This is a genomic window from Paenibacillus sp. EC2-1 (assembly GCF_049311625.1).
In the GTDB taxonomy this organism is placed as follows: Bacteria; Bacillota; Bacilli; order Paenibacillales; family Paenibacillaceae; genus Paenibacillus_AQ.
The window spans coordinates 2,639,301-2,658,880 of the sequence record NZ_CP186006.1; the positions used below are offsets into that span (position 1 = coordinate 2,639,301).

Annotated in this window: 22 protein-coding genes; all 22 read left to right on the forward strand. The window is 37.0% G+C overall.

The features are described from left to right. Nucleotides 1–279: 279 nt before the first annotated feature. The 22 genes from ACK8P5_RS12495 to ACK8P5_RS12600 all read left to right on the forward strand — a co-directional run bounded on the left by ACK8P5_RS12495 (nt 280) and on the right by ACK8P5_RS12600 (nt 19,546). A complete protein-coding gene (locus tag ACK8P5_RS12495) occupies nt 280–1,173 on the forward strand; it encodes an aminoglycoside phosphotransferase family protein (RefSeq protein ID WP_422661248.1) in 894 nt (297 codons plus the stop codon). Between the two features lie 176 nt (nt 1,174–1,349). Then, the gene (locus ACK8P5_RS12500; RefSeq protein ID WP_422661249.1) at nt 1,350–2,432 is read left to right on the forward strand and encodes a nucleotidyltransferase domain-containing protein; all 1,083 of its coding nucleotides are present in this window, start codon (nt 1,350–1,352) and stop codon (nt 2,430–2,432) included. A 76-nt stretch (nt 2,433–2,508) separates the two neighbouring features. Further along, nucleotides 2,509–3,438, forward strand: a complete 930-nt coding sequence (locus ACK8P5_RS12505) for a DUF2268 domain-containing protein (protein WP_422661250.1) — start codon at nt 2,509–2,511, stop codon at nt 3,436–3,438. A gap of 232 nt (nt 3,439–3,670) precedes the next feature. Further along, entirely contained in the window at nt 3,671–4,030 is a 360-nt protein-coding gene (locus tag ACK8P5_RS12510; protein ID WP_422661251.1) for a BlaI/MecI/CopY family transcriptional regulator, read from the forward strand. Nucleotides 4,031–4,054: 24 nt separating this feature from the next. Beyond that, nucleotides 4,055–5,233 (forward strand): M56 family metallopeptidase, encoded by a 1,179-nt coding sequence (locus ACK8P5_RS12515; protein ID WP_422661465.1) that lies wholly within the window; start codon nt 4,055–4,057, stop codon nt 5,231–5,233. Between the two features lie 187 nt (nt 5,234–5,420). Then, a complete protein-coding gene (locus ACK8P5_RS12520; protein ID WP_422661252.1) occupies nt 5,421–5,642 on the forward strand; it encodes a hypothetical protein in 222 nt (73 codons plus the stop codon). Between the two features lie 228 nt (nt 5,643–5,870). After that, on the forward strand, nt 5,871–6,095 hold the full coding sequence (locus ACK8P5_RS12525; RefSeq protein WP_422661253.1) for a hypothetical protein: 225 nt from the start codon (nt 5,871–5,873) through the stop codon (nt 6,093–6,095). Between the two features lie 154 nt (nt 6,096–6,249). Further along, nucleotides 6,250–6,666: an NAD(+)--rifampin ADP-ribosyltransferase gene (arr, locus tag ACK8P5_RS12530; RefSeq protein WP_422661254.1), complete on the forward strand. Its 417-nt coding sequence runs from the start codon at nt 6,250–6,252 to the stop codon at nt 6,664–6,666. A gap of 131 nt (nt 6,667–6,797) precedes the next feature. Further along, nucleotides 6,798–6,995 (forward strand): hypothetical protein, encoded by a 198-nt coding sequence (locus ACK8P5_RS12535; RefSeq protein WP_422661255.1) that lies wholly within the window; start codon nt 6,798–6,800, stop codon nt 6,993–6,995. Nucleotides 6,996–7,056: 61 nt separating this feature from the next. Then, nucleotides 7,057–7,575: a class I SAM-dependent methyltransferase gene (locus ACK8P5_RS12540; protein ID WP_422661256.1), complete on the forward strand. Its 519-nt coding sequence runs from the start codon at nt 7,057–7,059 to the stop codon at nt 7,573–7,575. A gap of 150 nt (nt 7,576–7,725) precedes the next feature. After that, nucleotides 7,726–7,980 (forward strand): hypothetical protein, encoded by a 255-nt coding sequence (locus tag ACK8P5_RS12545; RefSeq protein ID WP_422661257.1) that lies wholly within the window; start codon nt 7,726–7,728, stop codon nt 7,978–7,980. A gap of 177 nt (nt 7,981–8,157) precedes the next feature. Next, a complete protein-coding gene (locus tag ACK8P5_RS12550) occupies nt 8,158–8,829 on the forward strand; it encodes a permease (RefSeq protein ID WP_422661466.1) in 672 nt (223 codons plus the stop codon). A gap of 59 nt (nt 8,830–8,888) precedes the next feature. Beyond that, nucleotides 8,889–10,142 carry an MFS transporter gene (locus ACK8P5_RS12555; protein ID WP_422661258.1) on the forward strand — a complete coding sequence of 418 codons (1,254 nt, stop codon included), beginning with the start codon at nt 8,889–8,891 and terminating at the stop codon, nt 10,140–10,142. 39 nt (nt 10,143–10,181) lie between these two features. After that, on the forward strand, nt 10,182–10,769 hold the full coding sequence (locus tag ACK8P5_RS12560; RefSeq protein WP_422661259.1) for a hypothetical protein: 588 nt from the start codon (nt 10,182–10,184) through the stop codon (nt 10,767–10,769). A gap of 328 nt (nt 10,770–11,097) precedes the next feature. Continuing rightward, nucleotides 11,098–11,769: a hypothetical protein gene (locus tag ACK8P5_RS12565; protein WP_422661260.1), complete on the forward strand. Its 672-nt coding sequence runs from the start codon at nt 11,098–11,100 to the stop codon at nt 11,767–11,769. Between the two features lie 100 nt (nt 11,770–11,869). Next, a complete protein-coding gene (locus ACK8P5_RS12570) occupies nt 11,870–12,070 on the forward strand; it encodes a hypothetical protein (protein ID WP_422661261.1) in 201 nt (66 codons plus the stop codon). 192 nt (nt 12,071–12,262) lie between these two features. Further along, the gene (locus tag ACK8P5_RS12575) at nt 12,263–14,002 is read left to right on the forward strand and encodes an ABC-F family ATP-binding cassette domain-containing protein (protein ID WP_422661262.1); all 1,740 of its coding nucleotides are present in this window, start codon (nt 12,263–12,265) and stop codon (nt 14,000–14,002) included. Nucleotides 14,003–14,287: 285 nt separating this feature from the next. Then, on the forward strand, nt 14,288–15,382 hold the full coding sequence (locus ACK8P5_RS12580) for a serine hydrolase domain-containing protein (RefSeq protein WP_422661263.1): 1,095 nt from the start codon (nt 14,288–14,290) through the stop codon (nt 15,380–15,382). Between the two features lie 110 nt (nt 15,383–15,492). Next, the gene (locus ACK8P5_RS12585) at nt 15,493–16,368 is read left to right on the forward strand and encodes an aldose 1-epimerase family protein (protein ID WP_422661264.1); all 876 of its coding nucleotides are present in this window, start codon (nt 15,493–15,495) and stop codon (nt 16,366–16,368) included. 95 nt (nt 16,369–16,463) lie between these two features. After that, nucleotides 16,464–16,664, forward strand: coding sequence for a hypothetical protein (locus ACK8P5_RS12590; RefSeq protein ID WP_422661265.1), 201 nt, complete (start codon nt 16,464–16,466; stop codon nt 16,662–16,664). A 504-nt stretch (nt 16,665–17,168) separates the two neighbouring features. Continuing rightward, complete coding sequence (locus tag ACK8P5_RS12595) at nt 17,169–18,536, forward strand: cytochrome ubiquinol oxidase subunit I (protein WP_422661266.1); 1,368 nt, start codon at nt 17,169–17,171, stop codon at nt 18,534–18,536. After that, nucleotides 18,533–19,546 carry a cytochrome d ubiquinol oxidase subunit II gene (locus ACK8P5_RS12600; protein ID WP_422661267.1) on the forward strand — a complete coding sequence of 338 codons (1,014 nt, stop codon included), beginning with the start codon at nt 18,533–18,535 and terminating at the stop codon, nt 19,544–19,546. The genes ACK8P5_RS12595 and ACK8P5_RS12600 overlap by 4 nt, the downstream gene beginning before the upstream one ends. Nucleotides 19,547–19,580 lie beyond the last annotated feature (34 nt).

The window sequence follows — 19,580 nt, forward strand, 5'->3', positions numbered from 1 at the left end:
GGCAGTACGATTGAATCAGTAACCTTTCGATTCTTATGGACCTCTTTAGTAGTATAAAAGCCGAACCCAATTGCTATAACAGCGACTACCCAACAAAGGAATACCAAGAACATTGTTCCTCCCAAAATCATTCATTAATAGATATCAATACATATTAATAGATATAAAAGCTTTCCTAGTATAACTGCCCCCACATTCTTACGTCTAATTCCATATTATTGAAAAAACGCTGTCAAATCGAATGATGGCACTAATATAGTAATAAGGAGAATTTCATTCATGGCTATCGAGTATAAGCTACAGGAACTTTTTCACGATCCTATCGAGAGGATCACATCTCTAGATCCAGGTTATTCTGGGCATGCGAGCGATGTATGGTTAGTCAAAACTGCTCGTGGTGAGTACGTCGTACGTTCATCCAGAATGACTGAGGCGCCGAGCCGCGAGTTTTGGTGGGGCTGTTACGATTTATTTGGGATCGACCCGAGACAAATGCGACATTTCGAGAAAAATGCTGCAATGCTCGGTTCCATTTTGGACATTCGGGTACCTCAGGTATATTCGAGAACTGATATCGATAACAAGGAGTATCTCGTTGTCGAGAAGATGAATGGTGAGACACTTCGGGCATTCATTGGGCAATCTCATGCGCTTCTTCATCAGTTAGGTATGTGGCTAGCCCAAGTCCATTTAAATCGTTACGATTACTTCGGAAACCTTTCATCTGGCCAAATTGACAGAAAAGAGTCCTTCCACGTCCACATGTCCCAAACGATCCAGCATCTTGTCGAGCGCGATTATATGCATGATCGTAAGATCAAGGCACAGGTAGATGATATTATCAGTCAGCTTATTGATCTACCCGTACCGTACCATTTTTGCCCCGTGTTTATTGATTTGGACCCGTCGCAGTTCTTAATCAAAGACGGTATGTTGTCTGCGGTCGTCGATGTTGAAGCTTATGCAATAGGCCCGCGCGAATTTGATTTTGTAGGACTAGAGTATGTGCTCGATGAGACATCTGCAGCTTCTTTCCTTGAAGGTTACTCGACGATCCTAGCTCCCCCTGATATATCGAAGTATCGCAAGGTGTACCGTTATTTTTACCGCTTGTTAGGAGTACAAGGTTCTATTGATTTGGATCAATGGTATGCGCAGCGTCCAATATTCTGAGGCCAAATGTTCAACTAACTAATGAAATCCGCTAATCGTCATATCGACGGTTTAGCGGATTTTGTGCAAAGATGATTTAAAACAAATTATACATATCAATCACACCTCTAAATCGATAGACTCAAGCTATGGTTGTTGAAATGAATACGGCCGGCTTATGTGAAGGGGTGTAAAGAATGAACGAAATTATAAAGAGCAAGCTATTGGACAAAAATGAACAACTAATCAATATGGTAATCGAACGCGTAAAGAGAGATTTTCTAGACGATATCGCAATTATCGGGCTTACAGGTTCATTTAACACAGGAGATTTTCATGAAAAGAGTGATCTTGATTTAATTATCATAAATAATACAGATAGGGGATGGGGGATATCCAGTTGCTTCATCTTAGATGACATTGGATATGACATCTATTGCACACCATGGGATACAAGAATATACGCTCAGTCCACTTTGGAGAGTCCCAATGTATCAAGCTTAACCGATCTCAAAATACTCTATTATGCAAAGCCTGAGGATTTAGAAAAGCTGAACGAATTCAGGCAAAATGCTCTTGATGCACTCTCGAATCCAATTGGAGAAGCGTGTCTTAATCGAGCAAAGCCATGGATCGATCTGGCTAAGCAGGCTTACAGCGATACAATGCTGGGTGATGATATCGGATCGGTACGATATGCATCTGCTGATGTTCTGTACAATCTAGTTAATGCCTTGGTCAGCATGAATAACATGTGTATTAAACGAGGAATCAAGCGATACTTGGAAGAAATATGTTCGTACCGCTATGTTCCAGATAATATCGAATCCGAATACATGTCAGTTATCGAAGCTCATACCATTGAAGAAATCCGAATAGCATCTTTTAATATGTTGAATAGTGTTACGAGGTTGTATAGCACGATGTGTGATAACTTAATTGTTAAACCTGTTCCTACTTTTGATAATCTGAAGGGAACTTACGAAGAATTATGGTGCAATTACCGTAATAAAATCTTGAACAGTGTCAAAACGAACGATGCTTCCTATGCCTTTCTTTCAGCTTTTGGAGCACAAGAGTTTCTTGATGAAATGGCTGCAGAGAAAGGGACCAAGAAATTTGATCTTATGCAGTACTTTGATGCAAGTGATTTACCCGTTTTGAAAAAAAAGTTCCTTGAAATGATGGATGAATATGTAGACGAATATGGTAAGGTCGGTAGAGAAGTTGAACGATTTTCAACCTTCGAGCAACTCTATACCCATTATATGAATATATAGGGTTTACCAAAGTTCTTGACTCTGACGTTAGGTCATAGTTCATACTTCTCACTATAAACGACAAGGAGTGAGAGAGATGAATATACAATCACTGCGTTCAGATCACATTTATCAAAAAGTTGCCGAAGCTTCACCCGAAGAAAAGCTTGAATTATTTAGAAACGAAATGATGGCTCCTTTTATGAAACAATTGCAGATTCAACAGATCCCTTTTAGAGCGGAAGCGGCGAATGGTTTTGACGTTATTACGTTTAATAGTATGATGCATCGATCCCCTGATCAGATAACCCCACAGATTTCGTCTGAGATCGGTCTGATTTCGTCTGAATCATTTTGGTTAGAGTGTGAGCGTACTGTGAAGAAGAGTCTGCTTCTTTTTGAAGAACATGATATTAACCTCCCGGTCTCCGATTATTTGTTTACCATTCAATTAGGGAATCCGGAAAGCCGTGTCTTAGTAATAAACGAAGGATATAGCGGTTTTGGGGGTATTCCCGGGTTTATCTGGGGTACACTCTTGCCAAATGAGTACACCATTCCTCGGATGAAGGTTGCTCTGGCGCACGAATGTAACCATAATGTGAGATATCAATTTATTCAGTGGGATCATAGCGTTAATTTGGGTGAGCTCATTGTAAGTGAAGGATTAGCTGAAAACTTTGCTACGTTCATGTTTGGAGAAGAATTCCTCGGCCCTTGGGTAACAAATACAAGTGCAGAAACACTTAACACACGTATTAAGCCCGTGCTCCGAGAGCAATTGCAATTAACGGGGTTTGATCAAATTGCCCCGTATCTTTACGGTGACGAGATCGCAGAACTTCAGAACTTTAAACCGGTCAATATGCCTTACAGCGCTGGTTACGCTTGCGGATATTACTTAATCCAGTATTACTTAAGAAAAACAGGCAGAACGATCTTCGAGGCAACAATAACACCTGCTGATCAAATTCTAGATGAAGTAAAAGGATTTTGGGATGAAGAAACCATAATTCATAGCTTGTGATAAAGAGTTAGAGGCAAAATTACGGCAGTCGGTCACATGATCGATTGCCGTTTTTTATATACCCACATTGCAGAAGATTTGTAAATGATGCGGTCACTTAACTAGGGGAGAACTCAATATAACCTGAATATTTTTTGAGACTACCACAATAGTCTTGACAACCACAGACTATCGGAGTAGTATTCGTGTATAGATTATTGCAATAGTCTACAAATCAAAGGAGTACGCGCGTATGGAAATTAAATTATTTGATTCAGAATTACAAGTTATGAATATTCTGTGGGAAGAAGGGGATCTGACAGCCAAAGAACTTTCACAAAAGTTAAATGAAAAAATCGGTTGGAATAAAAATACTACTTATACGGTAATAAAAAAATGTATCAAAAAAGGAGCAATTGAAAGAATTGAACCGAACTTTATATGTCATCCTTTAATTGCTAAAGAACAAATTCAAGAACAAGAAACAAGCGAATTGATTGAAAAAATGTTTAATGGTTCAACATCTTTATTATTTGCATCTTTATTAGATCAAAAAAAATTATCATCTAGTGATATTTCTAAATTAAAACAGATTGTTAAAGATTTTGAATAAGGATATACCATGAATATTATACAAATGAGCTTAGACGCTTCGGTCCTACTTATTGGTGTAATGTTAATTAGGTTGTTGTTTATGAATAAGATACCAAAGATAACATTATTAATACTTTGGGGGATAGTTGCATTAAAACTTATCGTTCCCTATTCTTTTTATTCAAAACTTAATTTTCTTCCATTAATTCAAAGTCTATTTTCTAATATCACGAATACACAAGGTTCAGATCTTATAAAAGAGGTCATTAAGGTTCCACAAGAATCCAATACGGTATATAGTCATTTTTCACTTGCTATACAGAGTGACTTCGTCTTATCAATATGGTTCATTGGTGCAATCACAATCTTAGTATTCTTTATAATACTTTATGTTAGAACTTATAAAGAATTTCAAACTGCTATCCCAGTTAAAGATAATTCTTATCTTAATGAATGGCTACGAAAAAATACGTTAAAAAGAACGGTTCAAATCTCTGTATCAGATAGAATAACAACTCCTTGTACATACAAACTGTTTAAACCAGTGATTATTTTTCCTAAATCATTCGATTGGAACGATGAGAAAAACCTTCAATTTGTTTTAGCCCACGAATACGTTCACATCAAAAGATGGGATGTATTATGGAAAGTCATATTGACGGTCATTGTAGCTCTGCACTGGTTTAATCCACTAGTATGGGTTATGTACTATATCGTAAATAGAGATATTGAATTATCTTGTGACGAGAAAGTAATTCGACAATTTGGAGATGAAACAAAATCAGAATATGCTTTATCTCTAATAAATATGGCTGAGAAAAGTCAAAAAATGACCTCGCTTTGCAATAATTTTAGTAAAAATGGAATCGAAGAAAGGATTGTATCTATTATGAAATTAAAGAAAACATCGATTTTGGGAGTAGCATTAGCAAGTACATTAGTTGTAGGAGGCATTACTATTTTTGCTACAACTGGACAAGCTTCAGAAGCACCAAAAATTGAAATAAACCAGCTAGATGGTAATAAAGTTTCGAAACAAGAGAAGAACGGACAAAGTGAAGTTGTAATTAATGATAAAGAAGTAAATTTAGTGAGAAACAGCCAGAGAAAAGTTGAAATCAACGGTAAAGAAGTGAAAAACAATGTTGATACTATAGTTCTCAAAAAGACAGATGAGGGTATAGAAATTGAAGGAGAAAGATTTATCTATAAAGATAAATAAGTTAATTCGTAGGAAGACAAAAATTGTAACATCAGAAGCCGCTGATTAAGCGGCTTTTTTATATTTATGTTGATCAAGAGCCACCTGTTCAATAGAGTTTGAAACTTTAGTGAAATCGCTGCTGATTAAATAATTGAAGGAAGTTTCCGAATCGATGTCGAACTGTGTTGTCGAGGGAGGTGATGTAATGTTTGTAATTGAAAAGTATTTTCTGAAGAGTGGTGGGGTTATTGAAGTTGTAGTTAAAACTGACTTGTCTCTGGAAGACCATCAAGAAGATACACTGCAAACGATTCTTGATCCAGAGATTGGCGCACTTCAAATTGCTAGTGCCAGTGCTAATGACAAATCTTATTATTTGATCCTTACTGATGAAATTGCAGCATATAAAGTAGTAAAAGCACCTTAACCGGTGTTTTTTTTATTTGGATTCATGATGCTGAGATTAAGGGTAGTTTGTTTAGTTAACCAAGTGTTTAAAGCTAAATAGAACAAATTACAAATACCTATATATGGTAATATATAAGTGTCGATACTTTTTCAAAGATACGTCACGGATAAGTACTTGACCCGAACATAATAACGGATATGAAGAAATAAATATCATTTATCTTGATTGGAAATGAGGTTTTAATCAATGAATAGAAATATTATTTGGGGGATCGTACTCTTAGCGCTGAGTTTGTTCTTTAAGCCGTTATTGTCGATTGTGGGGTTGGATGAAAACTTGTTTGGATTGCACTGGCAAGGTGAAACTGTGTTTTTACTAAGTCCATCCTTAATTCGGACTCTTCTAGCATTAATTGGAGTGTTTATGCTTATCATCGGCGGTATGCAACTTTCAAAGCAGAGGAATAAATAGTTGAAAGTATTGAGATATCCAATTTTATAGCAATGAATCTTACTCTCTACTTATATTATAACAACATCTAATAATCATTTATAGACTGTTTTTTCAGCGCCCACTTAGCTTATACTGTTATACGCAAGTCAGAACTTATAAGGGGTGTGTTTATATGGATGATCAAAAATCCAACTTGGATCCTGGTCCATTCTTTCATGGTACTAAAGCAGAACTGAAAATCGGAGATTTACTCGAACCTTTGCACTTATCCAATTATCAGGATAAAAAATCCAACTATATATATTTTACTGCAACTTTAGATGCTGCTAAATGGGGGGCTGAATTAGCTAGATCTGAATCCAAAGAGAGAGTCTATGTTGTAGAGCCATTAGGTGATTTTGAGAATGATCCGAATGTAACGGATAAACGATTTCCTGGAAATCCAACTCGTTCCTATAGGTCTAAATCTCCTTTGAAAATATTAGCTGAATTAAGTTCATGGGAAAGACACTCGGATGAAGAAATCAATCATATGCTTACTTCTTTAAAAAAGCTAAGTGAAGAAGGAAAATATATAATCTACGATTGATTCTCATGTCGGTGACAAAATCATAACATTAGAAACCGCTGATTATGCGGTTTTTTTTTGATGTTATTAAGTTAGTTAGAAAAAGATCGTTAAGTTTCGTTCGAGAGCTTCTTTAAAAGGGGAATTACAGGATGGATACCAACAATAGAATGATTATTTTAGAAGGTCAGATTATAGATTTAATAGCTGCTATCAGCACAAAACTAAGATTTAATAAAAAAATATGCCTAGAAGAAGAGGGCAGTTGTCAGAGTTTTTGTCCATATAAGAATGAGTCATCACTAATCGAGGATTCACCATCTAATGCGATAGATCTGAATGAAGAATAGATTGAGACATATAATTGTTTTATCTATAACTAGTTAATAAATCTACCAGGTGGTGAATATAATGGATGAGTCTGTTTTAGATTTTTATAACGACTTAACAGAAGATTATCATCTTATATTTGTCGATTGGCATCATGCCATTTCTTGGCAAGGAGAGGTGCTAAGTAAATTCATTCATTCAAAATTAGAGTGTCTCAGCAAAGAGGTTACCTCGCTTTTAGACTGTTCCTGTGGTATCGGTACACAAGCAATAGGGTTGGCTAATCACGGCTTCAAAGTAACAGGTACTGACTTAAGTCCAGTATCTATAGCAAGAGCAAGAATAGAGGCAGATTCTTTCGGGGTTGAAATAAACTTTGGGATAGCTGATTTTCGTTCATTGGAGAAAGATGTTTCCGGGGTTTACGATGTCGTTCTTTCCGCAGATAATGCAGTCCCACACCTTCTTACAGACAAAGATTTATATCTGGCAGTGAGCAACATGTATTCAAAAGTCAAAGATAATGGCATGCTGCTCATAAGCATAAGGGATTATAATGAGTTAGTAAAAGAAAAGCCAAGAGTTACAGAGCTTTATTAAGAGAAGACTTTAATCATATTTTGAGTACGGTTGGGTTCGTCGATATTGAATGGTGTATGCCATCAGAATCAGGTTATTTCCAGCCCATTGTAATTGCTCGGAAAAAAGTTTGATTTAAGCTAAAGGGTATACATAAAAGGAGCAAGAAACATGAAATGTTACACTTGTTTGGTACGCGGATATGATAAGCTTGATGAACCACCTATAGATGAATATGGTTATAAGACTTTTGAAGTATGTTCATGTTGTGGTTTTGAGTTTGGGTATCATGATGATGATTTAGGATATACCTATAGAAGATATCTTAAAGAATGGATAGATAAAGGAGCTATATGGCATTCGCTCCCAAAACCAGAAGACTTCGATCTGAAAAAACAACTTCTTCATATCGGTTATGTTTTATAGATCTACATATTGAAACCGATAGGATTAATCGATATAACCTTTACATTTGATCACTCAGAATGATTTAGAACCTCCTATTCGAAGCAACTAGATTTCATAGTTCTAATAGGGGGTTTTGTTATGCATCAAACGGACAGGATCGTTGCTTTAGTGAGTGGAAAGGTAGGTGATAAGTTGATGATAGGAATAAGTATAGCAACGAAGTGGGAGTATGAGACAACATTAGAACACTATGAAATAAAAGAAAATGAACGTTTCAGTTATCCTTATGGTGAGTATTTTATAAAAACAATCAATAATACTGAACTTATTTTTTACAATACCGGTGTCAGAAAAGTAAATGGTGTTGGTGGTAACCAGTATATGATTTCTAAATTCAATTTGACTAAAGTAATCGTTGTCGGAACATGTGCTGGAATAGATGATCAGTTTAGTATTTTAGATATTTTTGTGCCGAATAAAGCTGTTCAATATGATTGTACAGTAAAAGAAATTGAGCCCCTTATAAAACAATCCTTCATAATTGATATCGATTTGTCTAAGTATGGAGATGGATATTACACCGGAACAATTGGGACTGCTGATAAAGCTGTAGTTATGTGGAAGGACTATTTAGAACTAAAAGAAAACAACATAACAATTGCCGATACAGAAGCAGGTGCCATTGCTTATATCTGTATGAAGAATAATGTTGAGTGCATTATTATAAAAGGAATATCTGATTTTCCAACAGATGAAGGAAACTCTAATACACTCGAATCAAACATTGAACAAATTAATGTTTACTTGGAAAACACCCCGAAAGTTATGAATAAAATATATGCGGAATATTTAAAAAGATTTATATAGAACACTAAAAAGATAGCAGAGAGAATTCATTTATTAAAATTTTGAAGAGGGGGATTGATTTGCTGCAATTAAATACTAATCCTCAAGTTAATCTTTTACGGTCTAACAAGAATATTTTTTGGATGTTTATAGGGATGTTGATATCAAGACTTGGAGATGGAATATACTCCGTCACTTTAATAGCCGCTGCTTATGGAATAACTAAATCAGGTAGTGGAACGGGGATAGTCTTAGCATCTTTTGCAATCGCAAATTTTATCTTTGGATCTGTTTCTGGAATATTCTCAGATAAGATAAACAGAAAAAAACTAATTATTTGGTCAAGTTTTATATGTGGATGTATCATTGTGTTGATGAGTATTTTCTCCTATGCAAACATGCTTAATATTTTTATGTTATCAACTCTTTCTTTCTTATTAGGTGGGGCTACCCAATTCTTTGAACCAACTGTTAACGCTGTTATACCTTCATTAGTAAAGAACGAAGAGCTTACTGTTGCTAATTCTACAATTGGTATGACAGAAAGTATTGGTTATTTAGCTGGTCCAGCGTTGGGAGGAATTCTGCTATCTTTTCTTAGTTTGGAAACTGTTTTAATTATTAATGCGTCAACATTCATTGTTGCTATGGTTACCGGCATGTTTCTAAATGTAAATACAGAGCAAACAAAAAAAGATGGTAATACAAAATTCATTAACGAGGTCTTTCTAGGATTTAAGTTTGTTATTAATAATAAGACAATTAGAAATCTATTTCTTGTTAGCTCTGTTGGCTTATTAGCTTACTCTCCATTCTTTGTGATTTTACCTGTCTTCTTAGATAAAAATTTAACAATATCTATAGAGAATCAATCTAGTATTATAGGTTTTATATATTCAGCATTAGCATTAGGGCAATTGCTAGGCTATTCAGCTATTGTTTATTTGAAATTAAAGCCATATCAATATTTACTATTAAGTTATTTTATTCAAGCACTAGGTTTTGGATTGATTTCGTTATATACAAGTCAATATTTAATTGTTACCTCGATCTTTTTTTGTGGATTTGCTTTTGGTATATGTGCTTCTAGTTTTAATTCACTGTTACAAAAAAGTACACCGAACTATTTATTAGGAAGAGTTTACGGAGTTAATTATACATTGAGCGGGGTAATCTCTCCTCTTGGGAGAAGTGCCTCTGGTATCTTAAGTGATTTTATTGGAGGAAGGGTTATATTTGTGTTGATGGGAGCATTATATGCAATCTCAGCTGTATTATCAATGTCCTTAAAATGTGATGAAGAAAAAGATACTAAATTATATGAAGGGAAATGAAATTTTATAAAATATAATAAAGTAAATAAGAGGTCAACTATGAAAAAAATACTGGTGACTATAACAGGATGGGTATGTTTTTCAATGCTTGCAGTAATTATCTTCGTGTCGTGGCCTTGGTTGTTATTGATTATTGGAATCAATTCACAGCCGAACCCACCGCAACCAACTATCAAACATGGACAATTTCCATTTCGATTGGAATATGAGTTGAACGGGCAACGTAAGATTATTGAAGATACTTTAATATGTGAATTTGATGGATATGGATCGGATGAGGGGCAAGGTAAACATCGGAAATGGATAGGATATTTAGCCAGTGGCAAAGAGAGTTTATTACTATTGGAAGTCGATAAGCCTGTTGCCCTAGGGGGTGATGGAAAGGTTGTGAAACAAGAAATCTATTATTCTGAAGGAAGTGCACGATATTACATGGGAGATTTGAAAGAGTATGAAGAATACAGACAATCCTTTCCAAACGCTGGTTATTTCGAACAATATGAGGATGGAAGAACTAGTTACGGTGTTATTCAGGCAGATGAGTTGCTTAGAAAGTACGATATCAAATTAATAAGCTGGGATTTTACGCAGCCAATAAAGAACACTTTTGTTACATCAAAGGAATAATAGTAGTCCCTAACTCTCCCGTATTCTTAATCGATCCGCCTTCATACTCAGAAATGAATAGGACAATTAACCTTTATCATACTTAAACATAGATAATATGTATTTAATTTATCGAACTGAACCGACATTAGACTTTCTTTAAAAGTCTTGTCGGTTTTTTGTAGTCAGAACAAGCAATGATCGAGATACGTTAATTATTTAACGAGGAAATGAGATAAATCCGATAAATCTAAAACGAGTAAAAGTAACTAATTCTTTAAATCATTTGGAGGTAATATGAAAATAAGTGACAAGGTTGAAAAGATACTATACGAACCTTTAAAAAAGCATGGCTTTGCCTATGAAAAAGCATGGCTTTGCCTATGAAAAAGGTTCTAATCGTTGGCTTTTTACACGTAAGATGAATGGTCATTTCGAGTATATCGAAATAGATAAAAGTAATACGAAGAAAAAAACGATTCGAGCAGTCCTATATAATGGTTTTGCAGAAAAAGATGCAAAATTCTTATTTGACGGTGATAAATTTGGAGAATGGTTCTATTATCAAGATGAGTCTTCTCTTTGTGAGGTTTTGAAGACCCTTTTACTAATTATCGAGAACCAAGGTCTTAATTGGTTTGCGCTTAATATACCTCCTGGTAAGCCAGTACCAGATAATTTCTTATCAGAGGAAATTAAAAGTAAGGCAATTCAGTTTATGAACTCTAATTCACTTGAAACCACCGATATGAATGCATTAATAAACGTGGAAAGGATATTACTACAAAATTCGGACGGAGAGATTATTCTGTTTTGCAGTTATTTTCTTGGCGAATATTTGATTAAACATGTAGGTGGAAAGTGGGATTATGACGAGAATGGAGTGCCCTATATTAAAGATATTGGTGGTTTGGATGATTTTAGTAAAAGTCCGTATGAGGAGGTTATTGCCTTTATAGATGATCCAGGATATAGCTTAAAAGATATGCTTGAAATTTTAAATGAGATATTAGAAGAATAAAGAACTATTGGTCTTCTTGCTTATAATGGAACCTCAAATAAACAATATTAATTAAACATGTTACAGGGTCAAGGATAGTAATTTCTGCTGGAGGTATGTTATGACGTTAATCACTATGGTTGGAGCAATAACAATTATATTAGGGCTAACTCAGGTTTTGTTTACTGATACATATATTAAGGCTAATTTAACTCCAGTAAAAACGATTAAGGGTGTGCGAACGGGAGGATATATAACAATATTGATGGGACTACTCTTTATCATCTTTGATCTAATTACAGATTTTAATTTAGATTATTAGATACATATTCTAATTTAGAGATATTAGAATAAATCCTTCTGAAAGAGTAGATGGATGAGCTACAATGGGTTCGGAGGGTAAGAACTAAAAATGAATTGAACTTGCTAGCAAAGAGTGTTACTCTAAAAGTCTGTGTTCGACAATACATTTAATAAATAGTCACCATTTTAGTTGTAAAGAAAGGTATTACTTATGATAAAGGTTGAAAACCTATCCTTCTCATTTCCACAAAAAGAACTATATAACGACATTTCGTTTACGTTAGAAGAGGCACAGCATTGCGCTTTTATTGGAACAAGTGGCAGTGGTAAAAGTACACTGATCGATATACTGATGGATCCAGAAAAATATTTGTTCGAAGGCAAGTTAGAGATAGATCCAACCTGCAAAATCGGTTATGTAAGTCAGTTCTCCCAACTAGACAGTACTAAAGAAACAACTGTTTTTGAATATATCGGGGAAGAATTTATTAAGCTACAAAATGAAATAACATCTATTTGTAATGAAATGGAAACCACAACCGATATTGAGCCGTTACTCGAAAAGTATCAACTCGCTTTAGACGCATTTGATGCAATGGGCGGAGAGAATTTTGAGAGTAACATTAATAAGAAGCTAAATCTAGCGAACCTCTTGAAGCTAAGAGATGTTAGGGTATCCGACCTTAGCGGCGGGGAATTCAAACTGATTCAAGTAATGAAGGAAATGCTTAATAGTCCTGACTTAATGATCATGGACGAGCCGGATGTATTTTTAGATTTTGAGAATCTAAATGCGCTCAAAAAACTTATTAATACGCACAAAGGCATGCTGCTAGTTGTTACGCACAATCGATATCTATTGAATCATTGTTTCAACAAAATTATTCACCTTGAAAACACGGAGATCCAAGAGTTTGATGGGCGATATATTGAGTATAATTTCTCATTACTTCAGACAAAAATGGAGCTGCAAGAAATTGCAGTCGCTGAGGCTGAAGAAATTGAGAGATACGATACCATTATTGATAATCTTAGAGCGATTGCAACTATTAATTCTGAAGCATCTAGAGGTAGAGCGTTAAAAGCGAGAGTTAGATTTCAAGAGAGATTAGAAGCGCGTAGAATTAAGGCACCATTTGTTGAAATTAAGCAACCGAATATCCGTTTCGGTATTGAGAATGAAATCGAAGACAGCACTGTTGTAACAGTCAATAATTATAGTGTTGCCTTTGATGAACTGCTTTTAGAGAATGTTAGCTTTGAGATAAAATCTACGGATAAAGTAGCCATTATTGGTCCAAACGGTACAGGGAAAACAACTTTACTCCGAGATATTTTTAACAATAATCATGATTCCATTGAAATCAATGATGATGTTAAAGTGGCTTATTTATCTCAGAATCAAGGTGAGATTCTAAAGGATTCCAATACAATATTAGAAGAATTCATCGATGCAGGGTTTCAAACTTATGATGAAGTTAGATCGTATATTTCAAACTATGGCTTTGAAGGCGAAATCGTTAATCAAAAGATTGAATCGCTATCTGGTGGAGAAAAAAACATACTGCAATTGGCTAAAGTTTCTGCTAGTCATGCAAACGTACTGCTTCTTGATGAACCGACAAGTCATTTAGACACATATACACAAATTGCACTGGAGAATGCCATTAAAGACTATAAAGGTGCAATTCTCATGATATCTCATGATTTCTATTCTGTTGTAAATGGTATGGATTATGTATTAATCATTGACAATAAGACGATTAGAAAAATGAAAATGAAAAAATTCAAACAGATGATTTATGCTAGTCACTTTGATAAAAACTATTTAGAAGCGGAACAAAACAAAAAAGCAGTTGAAATGAAAATAGAATTGGCTTTAAAAGATACTAATTTTGAATTAGCAAAAGTATTGGTTGATGAGCTAGAAGAGCTAATTAAGTTGCTTTAAATTTCAGTTTTCGGATTGAAATGAATATGCACCATAATGTTGGTGAAAAAGTATCAACATAAAAGACACTGATGAAAGAATATCAGTGTCTTTTTTCTACATAGAGCCTAGTATTGATTTTTGAGTCAGGTCAGCCTATTGATTATCTCCAGGACATATTGTCGGGCAGGAATATCGAAAAATGGAAGCGAATACATGATTTAGCTCCCAATATAGGTTTGTTCACGTGATTTCAACTTTCTGATGTATAAAAGCTACATTAAACGAAAAGGAGTAACTTCCACTATGAAGGATTTACATAGTCTTGTATCAGATTACACGAAAGATAAGAAACGATTACATCTTGCTATCGGGATTATTAGGGAGGGAGATGTTGAATGCTTCTCATTTTGTAATAGTAAAAAGAAAAGTATGGTCCCTTCTGAGAATATGTTGTTTGAAATCGGATCCATAACCAAAGTTTTTACATCTATACTTCTATTAAAAATGGAACAGGAAAAACTGCTTTCTTCTGATGACACGGTTGGTAAGTTTGTACAGAACGCTAAAAACGATTATTTGAATAAAATTACCTTGAGAAGCCTTGCTACGCATACCTCTGGATTACCTATATTGGCAACCAACCATAACTTGGCCAAAAAGAGATCGAATCCTTATTTAATGTATACCGAGCAAGATTTAATTGCTTTCTTATCTAATGCTGATTACACGGATAGTATGGATTCGTTTGGTTATTCCAATATCGGTGTCGGTTTACTGGGATACATACTGTGCAAGGTGTCAGGAAGTACGTATGACGAACTGTTAAAAAAGTATATAACGAATCCATTAAAGATGAATGAGACAGCCGTTATGCTTGATTCAGAACAGAATAGTAGGTATTTGAATGGACATGCATCAACTGGGAAAAGAGTTCCTCATTGGGACAATCTATCTGTACATGAAGGGGCAGGAGGGATTAAGTCATCTATTAGAGATTTGAGTTTATTTGTCCAAGCCAATCTAAATGATGATAATCCGATAGCCTCTACACTGCAAAAAAGTCACCTCCCTATATGGATCGGTAATTCAAACCGTTATTTTGGCTGGGGTGAGGATAAACTTCTAGATAAAGATATCCTCTGGCATAACGGGGGTACAGCTGGTTTTAATAGTTATCTAGCTTTCAACAAGGAACTCCGTGTAGGAGTTGTATTGCTATCCAATTATTCTTTTTTCTCAAATTCTCTTATGGACTATTATGTTGCTCAATTACTTAAATGGATTACTAAAAAAGAGCCTACTCAAGGAACTATGATAGACTCAACAGGCAAAAAAATACTTGAAGCAATCATAAGTAGAGAACAGACACTAGAGTCACGGAAAACGATAGCTGAGTAAGCTCGAAGAAACGGCAGCCGATGAATTGGCTGTCGTCTTCTCATCTCCTTCACGAACTTTGATATAATAAGGATATCTGTACTATAAGTATGAAAAGGGAGTATACAACCATGAATAAGATTTTGCGCAGTAGCTCGGCAGAAGCTGAGATTAATACCCTTGGGGCCGAACTGATCAGCTTCAGAAAGCTGGATCCGGAAGCTGAATATATCTGGAGCGGTGACGCCACGTATTGGACAGGCCGTTCTCCGGTGCTGTTTCCCATTATTGGTGCGGCCCGGAATGGAGAAATTAAGGTGGACGGCACAGCCTATAAGATCGGCAATCACGGATTCGCAAGACGCAGCGAATTTACGCTGGTCCAAGAAAGTGACACTCACGCGGTTTACCGTCTCTCTTATGATGAGAAAACCCTTGCCAGTTATCCATTTAAATTCAACCTATTTATTACATACAAACTGAATGCAAGCACACTGGAACTGAGCTACCGGGTGGAGAATAGTGATGAACAGGATATCTTCTTCCAGCTCGGAACTCATCCGGCGTTCAATTGTCCGATGGATGACAAAGGTAGCCTAAGCGATTACTATCTAGAGTTCGCTGAATCGGAAACCCTTGAAAGGTTGTTCCTGAATTCAGACAGCCAGCTGATCAGCGGTAAATCGGAGTCCGTTCTGAAACAAGAGACCATCCTGCCGTTATCTCATGAAATGTTCGCCGAAGGCGCATTGATTTTCCGAAATGTGAGGTCTCGGCAGATTTCGCTTAGAAGTAAGCAGTCCGCTAAAAGCGTAGTTGTCACTTATAAAGGTTTCCCTGACCTCGGCATCTGGCAGCCTCTGAACGCTCCCTTTGTATGCATCGAGCCTTGGCATGGAGTAGCAGATATGGACGTCTTCGAAGGTGAACTTCAAGCTAAAGAGGGGATCATTACCCTGGCGCCGGGGGAGAACTTCACAAGTTCCCTGATTATAGAAATTAATTGACGATTCGAAGATATATGCAGGGTCCTCCACTGGTGAAGCTTGGCTTCATATCATTGCAATAGGTTCAATTTTAAAATTTGAATTTGGAGGAAACGATGAAAAACAATAATCATAAATTTTTATCCGTATTTCTTGTTGCTGGATTTATTATTGGGGCTTGTCTAGGCATGACAGTAAGTAGCTTCTTAGACCTTAACCTAGGTTTCAGTATTTCACTGGGGTCAGGTTTTGGAATGTTAATAGGCATTGTGATTGGTTCCGTAATCGATGATGAACGACAGAAAAAAGAAAAGTAATTCCAGTTAGTTTCTATGTTTGACTATAGATTTAGCCGTTTTATAACAACAGTGGACCAGAGGAGTATTATACTTCTCGGTCCATTTTTTGTAATTATGACACTGTCCACTGTGATGTTTTTCACTAAGTTGTCAGAAAAGGTTGACCTTTTCTTGAACATTCAAGGACGAACATGTGTCAGTGATTGAATTCGTGGTGAACAAAGATATAATAGCGGTACGATCAGGTTTCGCACTCGGACATTTGCCTGCATTCCATACCCGATTAATAAAGGCTCATCAGATCTCTGTTCACTAGCTAAGTACGGTATGACACAAGAATGATGTGGGCGCAGCCAATGTAGCATCTTACTTTGTGAAAAAAATCTCTTTTTACATAGTTGAGATCGAGGGACGGACACCTTTATCACCCGGGTATGGATTGTGGTGAACGACGGGCAGACCTGTTCAAAGAATGAATTTACCCCAGGATGAAACAGAAGTTTGAAAGGAGGCAGTATTATTTTGGAAATGGATACGGTACTGTGGAGCAGGCTGGTGACAGGTTTGACACTCGCATTCCACGTGATTTTTGCAACAATTGGCGTCGGTATACCATTAATGATTGCAATTGCAGAGTTCATCGGGATCCGCAAGAAAGACCCCCATTATACATTGATGGCGAAGAGGTGGGCGAGGGGATTTGTCATTTCGGTTGCGGTAGGTGTCGTGACCGGTACAATCATCTCCCTGCAGCTGGCCCTGGTATGGCCGAACTTTATGAAGATGGCTGGAAACGTCATTGCACTGCCGTTATTCATGGAAGTGTTCGCATTCTTTTTTGAAGCCATTTTTCTGGGCATTTATTTGTATACCTGGGATCGATTCAAAAACAAGTATATCCACTGGCTGCTGACGATTCCAATTGTGGTCGGGGCAGGCATGTCTGCTGTGTTTATTACGACGGTAAACGGATTTATGAACCAGCCTGAAGGTTTTGTATTGGAAGCCGGTCAATTCTCAGCGGTTGATCCGGTGCAAGCGATGCTGAATACGGCGACGTTCTCCAAAGTATTCCATGTGTTAAGCTCGGCCTATTTGACAGGGGCAATCCTATTAGCCGGAATTGCGGCCTTTGCGATGCTGAGAAAAGGAATTTCTCCTTATCACAAAAAAGCCTTGAACCTCATGATGGCTGTTGCCTTGTTGTTCGGCATGCTGAACACGCTCGCCGGGGATGTGTCCGCCAAGTTTTTGGCTGAGCATCAGCCGGAGAAGCTTGCGGCGGCAGAGTGGCATTTTGAGACGGAAAGTGGTGCGGACCTGATTCTAATGGGTTGGCTGAATGCCGAGCATGAAATTCTAGGTGCCTTGCATCTGCCGAAATTCCTTAGCTTCCTGGCCTTTGGCGACTTTAACGCAGAGGTAACGGGGCTGGAGGAATTCCCTCAGGATGAATGGCCTCCGCTTCTCGTGCATTATTTGTTTGATTTAATGGCAGGAATCGGATTTGCACTGGTTGCTATTTCGCTACTTTATTTCTTGTTTAAGATCTGGAAAAAGCGCAATGAGCTGAACAAATGGATGCTTTGGCTTATCGCACTCTGCACACCGCTCGCCTTTCTGGGTGTTGAGCTCGGCTGGTTCTATGCAGAAGTTGGGCGACAGCCATGGATTATCCGAGGAATTTTACGTGTAGAGGAAGCGGCTACGACTTCACCGACGGTAAGAACTTTATTCTTCGTCTTCTTGCTACTGTACATCGTACTTGGCATCATGTGTGTCGTTGTATTAAGACGCTTGTTCAACAATAAGCCAGCAGAAGTTGAGATGGAGAAATGGTTAAAAGAAAATCCTAATCAGACTATAGAAAAGGGGGATCCTGCACAATGAGTTACGAATTGATTGGCATCACGGTGCTCTGGCTGTTCTTGTACGGCTATTTAATTATAGCCTCAATTGATTTCGGAGCAGGCTTCTTCGCTTTCTATGCACGTTTGACGAAGCAGGATCATTTGATTAACCGTCTGATTTCCCGTTATTTATCTCCCGTTTGGGAGATCACGAATGTATTTTTTGTTTTCTTCTATATTGGTATCGTCGGATTCTTTCCGGACACGGCCTATTATTATGGCGCAGCGCTGCTTGTTCCAGCAAGCATAGCCGTAATCCTGCTTGCCATTCGCGGATCTTTCTATGCATTTGAAAATTACGGTTCCAAGAAAAGCCTTGTGTATTTGTTTTTATACGGAGCTACAGGTTTACTTATTCCGGCTTCGTTATCCGTGGCGCTGACAATATCTGAAGGCGGCTTTATTGTAAAGCTGGGTGAGACGGTTTCTCTGGATTACTGGGAGCTGTTTACCAATCCGTTATCTTGGAGCATCGTCGGACTCGCCATCGTATCCGTACTGTTTATTAGCGGATCATTTCTAGCATTTTATGCTTCTCGGGCAGAGGATCACGCTGCTCTGAAGCTGATGCGTAACTATGCTCTGTTCTGGAGCACACCGACGATTATTCTTGCATTGACAGCATTCATTTTTTTGGGTCAACACAATGAACGGCATTTTCAAAACATGATGGACTTATGGTGGTTATTAGGTCTTTCCGTTGCTTTCTTCATGATCGCCATGTGGCTGATATACAACGGACGTCGATACGGATTAGCTTTTATTTGCGTCATGCTGCAATTTTTCACTGCTTTTTTTGCATACGGAATCGGGCACTATCCTTATATTCTGGATCCGTACATCACGGTTCAGAGCAGTGCTACATCACCAGCCATGGGCTTCGCATTAGTTGCTGCATTTATTGGTGGTCTGCTCTTGTTAATCCCGTCCCTGATACTGGTCTTCAAATTATTCCTGTTTGATGCGGATTATGTAAAAGGGAAAAAGTGATTTCATTATAAGCTTGTATATAAAGGAGGAGAAA

Bases quoted from the DNA above. Each gene is read 5' to 3' on its own strand.
- arr (WP_422661254.1), top strand. From the start codon at position 6,250: ATGGATGATCAAAAATCCAACTTGGATCCTGGTCCATTCTTTCATGGT.
- ACK8P5_RS12540 (WP_422661256.1), top strand. From the start codon at position 7,057: ATGGATGAGTCTGTTTTAGATTTTTATAACGACTTAACAGAAGATTAT.
- ACK8P5_RS12550 (WP_422661466.1), top strand. From the start codon at position 8,158: ATGATAGGAATAAGTATAGCAACGAAGTGGGAGTATGAGACAACATTA.
- ACK8P5_RS12500 (WP_422661249.1), top strand. From the start codon at position 1,350: ATGAACGAAATTATAAAGAGCAAGCTATTGGACAAAAATGAACAACTA.
- ACK8P5_RS12510 (WP_422661251.1), top strand. From the start codon at position 3,671: ATGGAAATTAAATTATTTGATTCAGAATTACAAGTTATGAATATTCTG.
- ACK8P5_RS12570 (WP_422661261.1), top strand. From the start codon at position 11,870: ATGACGTTAATCACTATGGTTGGAGCAATAACAATTATATTAGGGCTA.
- ACK8P5_RS12525 (WP_422661253.1), top strand. From the start codon at position 5,871: ATGAATAGAAATATTATTTGGGGGATCGTACTCTTAGCGCTGAGTTTG.
- ACK8P5_RS12585 (WP_422661264.1), top strand. From the start codon at position 15,493: ATGAATAAGATTTTGCGCAGTAGCTCGGCAGAAGCTGAGATTAATACC.
- ACK8P5_RS12560 (WP_422661259.1), top strand. From the start codon at position 10,182: ATGAAAAAAATACTGGTGACTATAACAGGATGGGTATGTTTTTCAATG.
- ACK8P5_RS12535 (WP_422661255.1), top strand. From the start codon at position 6,798: ATGGATACCAACAATAGAATGATTATTTTAGAAGGTCAGATTATAGAT.
- ACK8P5_RS12580 (WP_422661263.1), top strand. From the start codon at position 14,288: ATGAAGGATTTACATAGTCTTGTATCAGATTACACGAAAGATAAGAAA.
- ACK8P5_RS12495 (WP_422661248.1), top strand. From the start codon at position 280: ATGGCTATCGAGTATAAGCTACAGGAACTTTTTCACGATCCTATCGAG.
- ACK8P5_RS12515 (WP_422661465.1), top strand. From the start codon at position 4,055: ATGAGCTTAGACGCTTCGGTCCTACTTATTGGTGTAATGTTAATTAGG.
- ACK8P5_RS12505 (WP_422661250.1), top strand. From the start codon at position 2,509: ATGAATATACAATCACTGCGTTCAGATCACATTTATCAAAAAGTTGCC.
- ACK8P5_RS12590 (WP_422661265.1), top strand. From the start codon at position 16,464: ATGAAAAACAATAATCATAAATTTTTATCCGTATTTCTTGTTGCTGGA.
- ACK8P5_RS12575 (WP_422661262.1), top strand. From the start codon at position 12,263: ATGATAAAGGTTGAAAACCTATCCTTCTCATTTCCACAAAAAGAACTA.
- ACK8P5_RS12520 (WP_422661252.1), top strand. From the start codon at position 5,421: ATGTTTGTAATTGAAAAGTATTTTCTGAAGAGTGGTGGGGTTATTGAA.
- ACK8P5_RS12565 (WP_422661260.1), top strand. From the start codon at position 11,098: ATGGCTTTGCCTATGAAAAAGCATGGCTTTGCCTATGAAAAAGGTTCT.
- ACK8P5_RS12545 (WP_422661257.1), top strand. From the start codon at position 7,726: ATGAAATGTTACACTTGTTTGGTACGCGGATATGATAAGCTTGATGAA.
- ACK8P5_RS12600 (WP_422661267.1), top strand. From the start codon at position 18,533: ATGAGTTACGAATTGATTGGCATCACGGTGCTCTGGCTGTTCTTGTAC.